The organism is Vibrio sp. V43_P6S15P86 (genome assembly GCF_009904725.1).
GTDB lineage: Bacteria > Pseudomonadota > Gammaproteobacteria > Enterobacterales > Vibrionaceae > Vibrio > Vibrio diabolicus.
Genome location: NZ_WXWT01000097.1, coordinates 1 through 6,188, shown reverse-complemented (window position 1 = coordinate 6,188; position 6,188 = coordinate 1). Strand labels below are relative to the sequence as shown.

Sequence of the window (6,188 nt, the reverse complement as noted above, 5' to 3'; positions counted from 1 at the left end):
GGGTTTTATCGAGGAAGTCAGTAAACAGGGGAAAACGCCTAGCTCTAAGTCATAAAGTTCGAACTTAAAAAGCCGATTGAGCAGGTTGCTAAGCAGTTAAATCTCTCGCCAATGATGATACATATGAAATACATAGACTCAGATGTATTAATGATGAGCCTGAAATTTACGAAGTCACTCATATGCCAGCAGTGTTATTTCCAGACTTGAGCATAGCCATAATGAATGGTTCTAAATATGAGTACATTGAAAATAGCAAAGGATTGAAAATTGCGAAAAGCAGTCAGTCTGTCAAACCGTATTTGTTAGATGCAGAGACGGCCTCATACCTGAATGAATCAGAAGCTTCCCCTATTCTAAAAGTTGAGTCCACTGGTTACCTAGAAGATGGTCGTGCATTTGAATATACCGTCAATTACTTCCGACTTCATCAATACAGCTTCGAGTTTATTTCAACTAGGACGTAGTACTATTCGACGCTAATGGTTAATCATTGCGCCAAATCTTATATCCGACCTCTCGCATTGCTCTGCCGAGCAGGTGGGAGGCGACTGGCGCAGTGAGAACGATAAACAACATCGTACCGATAACCCGAGAGATCACGGTAACTTCAGGGAGTGAGAAAGCGACCGCTAATAACAAGCAGCTCACTCCGACAGTTCCAGCTTTGGTCGCTGCATGCATTCGGGTATACAAATCAGGAAGCCTCAGGACACCTAGACTTGCAACCAAGGTCAACAATGTTCCTAAGCATAAAAATAGTCCAATCAACACGTCCATTATTCTTTCTCCTTTCTTTTAACGATCAAACGTGCAAATGCGATCGTGCCGAGAAATGCGACCAAACCTAATGTAATGGCGATGTCTAACAGAGCGTCCTCACCGCTGTCTAAGGTGTAAACCGTAATAAATCCGATAGTGATAAATGAAATCAGATCTAACGCCACAACTCGATCAGCTAGCGTTGGTCCTAGAATTAAACGAGCAAAAGCCATAACAAAGCTGAGTAGTAGCCCAGAATAGGCAAAAGTGACCGTTATTTGCAGCCAACTATCCACGCGTCACCTCCAAAATTCGATGCTCTAACCCATCTTTAATTCCGCGAATAACCTCTTCATGTTCAGGTGCAAACATGGCATGAACGATAAGATACTTTTTATCAGCCGTAACATCCAAACTAAGCGTGCCCGGTGTTAAAGAAACCATGTTCGCCAGTAATGTGATTTCTAGATCAGAATCGACCTCCAGAGGAACATAAACGATATCAGGCTGACTCAAATGAGTAGGTGTCACGACGTCCCACACCACTTTCGCAACCGATATAACCATTTCATAAGCGAAGTACACCAATAACTTCAATGCAGATGCAAAACGTTGAAAATAGCTCGTTTTCAATCCAAATGGTTGACTCAACCTTAAAGCAAAAAAACCGACCGTAAATCCGACAACAAAATTCAGACTCGAATAGCTGCCATTAAGCATCATCCACGCTAACGCTAAGAAAAAATTGAGGAATAGATAGATCATGTATTTCCTCCTAACACCACTCTGATGTATTCAGTCGGATTTAACAGTTGTTCTGCAGCTTGAACGGAAAATTGATAAAAAGGCTCCGCCACTAAGCCAATGATTAGCGTCAACGTCGTCAATACAATAATTGGAACGCAGTACAACCAATGTACTTTGGCCTGCAGAGTCTGTTCTGGCTTCTCTCTAAATGGCTTTTTCCAAAATGCCTCACTCCAAATTTTCGTCATCGAGTAGACAGTAAGCACCCCCACCAATAACGCGGTACCTGCTAACCAGTAATATTCAGCCTGTATGCTCGACTTGATGACCAATAGCTTTCCCCAGAAACCCGATAGCGGTGGAAAACCGGCCAGAGAAAACGCAGGCACAAGAAACAAGAACGCCAACCAAGGCATAGCTTTATATACCCCACCCAAATGTTCAAGTTGACTAGAGCCATATTTGCGCTCGATGAATCCACCTATTAAGAACAAATTCGCTTTTACAATGATGTGATGAACAATGTAGAAAATGGCACCGGCTAAAGCTAAGGGAGTGTAAATAGCCAACCCCATGATCATATAGCCTATTTGGCTAATAATATGAAAAGAAAGAATTTTCTTAATGTCGAATTGGCTAGCCGCTCCTAAAACGCCCGTTAACATGGTTAGCCCTGCGACCCAAATTAACGTCGGTTGCCAGCCACTCTCGGCGAGCGGAAATACTAAGGTGAAGACTCTTATCAACGCGTATACACCGACTTTAGTAAGCAACGCGGCAAACAGTGCCACCACACCGCTTGGCAACGTGTGATAAGAAGCGGGCAACCAAGCAAATAAAGGAAAGAGTGCCGCTTTAATAGAGAAGGCAAACAAAAATAGCGCGGACAGCATCATGTTGATGCTCAATTCATTTTCCGCAACTTTGGTGTAGAGATCGGCCAAGTTCAAGGTGCCCGTTGCGCCATACAATAAACCGATAGCAAGTAAAAATACCAGCGTCGAAATCAGGTTCAACATCACGTACTTTACTGCACCATCAACTTGAGTTTTCGTTGCATCTAACACCATTAAACCAAATGATGAAATGAGCATGACCTCAAACCAAACATACAGATTAAAAATATCTCCAGTCAGGAAAGCGCCATAAACGCCAGCGAGCAACATGTGCATTAACGCATGGTAATTGCTATAGGAGGGCTTTCGGTGAAGGTCCGCCATCGCGTAGAAAACACATATCGCACCAATCACCGCCGTTATCATCACCATAGCAACGCTGAGGTAATCTGCGACAAACACGATACCAAATGGCGCACTCCACTGACCAAAAGCAACGGCTTGAATACCATTATTTATGATGTTTTCTGTGAGAAAACCCGCAACCAAAAGGTTCGAAATCGCACTTACACCGCTCAACCACTCAACACTTTTTGTTGAGCGACGGACGAAGAAGATAGTCAACGCCGTACTCAGCGAGAGAACAACCGGTAACGTAAGCAAAATCGAACTCATTGACCCTCCTCAGAACGTTGCATTTCATCGACGTTTGCAGTTCCAGTGTCTTTATAAGCTCGATAGAACAGCATTAAAGCAAAAATAAGTAGTCCAAAACCGATGACTATCGCAGTTAAGATAAGCGCTTGAGGTAAAGGGTTTGCCGCGCTATCTGGTGGTAAAAGAGCATTATCGCCAATCAATGGCGGCTCTCCGGGCGTCAGCCTCCCAGCGGTAAAAATAGCAAGGTTAACCGCACTACTGAGTAACATGATGCCGAACAAAAGGCGCAAGATATGCTTTTCAAGCATTAAATAAACACCTGCTGCGACAAATACTCCAACGACAACACTCCAGACTATTTCCATCACTCTAGCTCCTCATTAATACGAAGCAGCATACCCATCACGCCACCTATAACGGCAAGGTAAACACCAACATCAAAAACCAATGGCGTCCCTAGTGGTATCACGTCTTTCCACCACAGTCCGGTCAAAAACGGTTTATCAAACGCAAAGCTCAAAGCACCAGAAATTAAGCTCAATGCGATGCCAGATAACGCAATAAGAAACGGTTTGAAATACAACCTAGAGCGAACGTATTTCGGTGATTCCGCGAACATGAGAAGCGATAAGCCAATAACGGCAATCAATGCACCAATGAAGCCACCACCCGGTTCGTTATGACCACGTAATAACAGATACACTGAGAACACGAGCATGAGCGCCGCGACGATATGTGCCGTGGTTGCAAAAATTAATGATTGAATACGGTTTTGCTTTTTCGCTCTTGTCTTAAGCAAGCTCACTGCTGCAATCCCAGCAATGACAACGACGACAACCTCTCCCAATGTATCGAACGCACGAAAGTCGACGAGAATGACGTTGACAATATTGCGCCCATGCCCGCCTGGGACACTATTTTCCGCAAAGAATTCAGACACCGATGAATCCATCGGCTGGGACGTGATTCCTAACAAGAGGAAAGTAATCGAAACACCTATCACGCCCGCTATACAAACATTCGCCAATTTGCGTTTTATTGAATGCTTGGGCACAGTGGTTAAACGCGGCATATGACGCATTAACAATGCTAAAAAGACCACCATTAATGTTTCCACTAACAGTAAAGTCTTCGCGACGTCCGGAGCACTGTAGATCATAAAAACAAGCGTGGTCATAAAACCAATCATACCTAGCGCAGAAATCGCAAGAAGCCTTGAGTGAGACAACGTACATACGATCGCTGCACCAATCAGCAATAAGGCAATGCCAATCTCATAGAAAGCCACTTTTGAAAGCTGTTCAAACAAAGGCAGAGGAATAAATGCTACCTGACCAAGTAAAGCGACGGCGAGTACCGCGAAAAATAGCAGGACATAACGACTCAACTTCTTTTGCTGCAACAGCGCCGTTTGCCACTTCGCCAGTGTCATCATGTCATCTAATAGTCGTTCAAAAACATTCTCCGCTTTGGGGACGAATAGATGTAACCGCTGAAAAAATGCAGACACAGTAGGATAAACACGGTACACCACATACCCCAATACTAGCGTGATAACGCTTAGGACCAGCGGTACATTCACACCATGCCATAATGATGTCGCTTTAATATCGGCTGCAGGCAGAATGTCAGCAGAGCCAGGAAAGATGATGTGGTGATCCAACCAATTTAAACCGACTAAAGGAACGATGAGACTGCCAAGTGCCAAGAGTAAAGGTGAAACCCACATAGCCTTTTTGGCCTCAACCGGCTTCGTTTCAATTGGCACGAGATCACGGCGAGCAAAGAATGGTCTCGCAATAAGCATAATGGTTAGCGCAACCATCAATATATTGACCATTAAAAGTACAAAGGCGATCCAGTTATTGAGCTCTACTGCGGATTTGTACATGTATTCTTTGCTCAAAAAGCCTAACAACGGCGGGAATCCCGCTTTAGACAATGCAGCCAAACTCCCCGCAACCATGCTGATGACGAGCACTGACTTCAAGCCGTACAGTTGATCAATATCTCGTGTTCCTGTCGCTTTGTCGATATTGCCCACCACCATAAACAGCGCTGCTTTATAGAAAGAGTGAGCGAGAATAAACATCAATACTGCACTCACGGCCAAATCTGTGCCCATACCTAGTAATAATGTTAATTTACCCAAAGCAACATTCGTGCTGTAGGCTAGCATCAGCTTCAAGTCAGTTTGTTTTAATGCGACAAATGTACACCAAACGGCGGTGATACTCCCTGTGATCACTAAGGCATAAAACCAAACCTCGCTATGAGCATAAACTGGCGATAAACGTGCTAACAAGTAAATGCCCGCCTTTACCATTGTTGCCGAGTGTAAATACGCACTGACTGGAGTGGGCGCTGCCATCGCGTTAGGTAGCCAAAAATGAAACGGGAACTGCGCAGATTTAGTAAATGCACCAAGTAGTATGAGCACGAGAGATGGGATAAACCATTCATGCTGCGCAATAGTGTCTGCCTGCTCGATAATGGTATTTAGCTCATAACTCCCTGCCATTGCTCCCAGCAAGATAAGACCAGCTAGCAACGCTAGCCCACCAGCACCTGTAACGATCAACGACTGCAGTGCATTTTTTCGTGACGTTTTGTTTTCGTGATTAAAACCAATCAGTAAGTAAGAAGTGATGGTGGTGAGTTCCCAGAAAACAAATAACAACAGGATGTTATCGCTCATCACAATCCCTAGCATGGCAAGCATGAATAGGGTTAGGTATAAATGAAAGGAAAATCGGCTATCACTCTCTCGTAAGTAAGCCAAAGCGTATATTTGGATCAGTGCGCCAATCCCACTGATCAGTCCCGCAAAAAGAAATGAAAGGCCATCTAGCCTAAAGCTAAGGTTGATATCGAGGCTTGGTATCCATTCCGCATTCCAGCTCACGCCTGCAGGAGTATAGATGTAGAAGAGAAAAGAGAAGATTAAAATTGGCAGCACAGGGAAAATCAGTAAGACCAACTGATTATCGAGATTTTTCGGCAGGTTTTCTTTACCCGTTATGCTATTCAACATCGCAGCCCATTCATTTTTATAAGAAAGTTCGCCCTATTTGGCGCAAAGATAAAAAGCTCCACTTGATTGTTTTAGCCCAAGTATTTCAAAAAAGATCATAAAACCAAGGGATAAGTAGCAAACAGCAATCACTGAATGCTACTTAAAGG

At 44.0% G+C, this 6,188-nt stretch carries 7 protein-coding genes; 1 reads left to right on the top strand and 6 read right to left on the bottom strand.

What is annotated here, in order from left to right; genetic code table 11:
* Positions 1-128 precede the first annotated feature (128 nt).
* Positions 129-467, top strand: coding sequence for a GntR family transcriptional regulator (locus tag CAG69_RS22440; protein WP_337247409.1), 339 nt, complete (start codon positions 129-131; stop codon positions 465-467).
* Between the two features lie 19 nt (positions 468-486).
* Here the strand turns inward: CAG69_RS22440 and mnhG are convergent, their stop codons facing one another.
* Genes mnhG through mbhE form a run of 6 tightly spaced genes read right to left on the bottom strand, consistent with a single transcriptional unit; the run spans position 487 to position 6,039 of the window.
* Complete coding sequence (gene mnhG / locus CAG69_RS04140; protein ID WP_005373314.1) at positions 487-780, bottom strand: monovalent cation/H(+) antiporter subunit G; 294 nt, start codon at positions 778-780, stop codon at positions 487-489.
* Positions 780-1,058, bottom strand: coding sequence for a cation:proton antiporter (locus tag CAG69_RS04135; RefSeq protein ID WP_005373317.1), 279 nt, complete (start codon positions 1,056-1,058; stop codon positions 780-782). Before CAG69_RS04135 ends, mnhG begins: the two co-directional genes overlap by 1 nt.
* Positions 1,051-1,527, bottom strand: a complete 477-nt coding sequence (locus CAG69_RS04130; protein WP_005373320.1) for a Na+/H+ antiporter subunit E — start codon at positions 1,525-1,527, stop codon at positions 1,051-1,053. The genes CAG69_RS04135 and CAG69_RS04130 overlap by 8 nt, the downstream gene beginning before the upstream one ends.
* Positions 1,524-3,020: a Na+/H+ antiporter subunit D gene (locus CAG69_RS04125; RefSeq protein WP_161442850.1), complete on the bottom strand. Its 1,497-nt coding sequence runs from the start codon at positions 3,018-3,020 to the stop codon at positions 1,524-1,526. The genes CAG69_RS04130 and CAG69_RS04125 overlap by 4 nt, the downstream gene beginning before the upstream one ends.
* The gene (locus CAG69_RS04120; protein ID WP_017633704.1) at positions 3,017-3,370 is read right to left on the bottom strand and encodes a Na+/H+ antiporter subunit C; all 354 of its coding nucleotides are present in this window, start codon (positions 3,368-3,370) and stop codon (positions 3,017-3,019) included. Before CAG69_RS04120 ends, CAG69_RS04125 begins: the two co-directional genes overlap by 4 nt.
* Complete coding sequence (gene mbhE, locus CAG69_RS04115) at positions 3,370-6,039, bottom strand: hydrogen gas-evolving membrane-bound hydrogenase subunit E (protein WP_202600690.1); 2,670 nt, start codon at positions 6,037-6,039, stop codon at positions 3,370-3,372. The genes CAG69_RS04120 and mbhE overlap by 1 nt, the downstream gene beginning before the upstream one ends.
* Between the last annotated feature and the right edge of the window lie 149 nt (positions 6,040-6,188).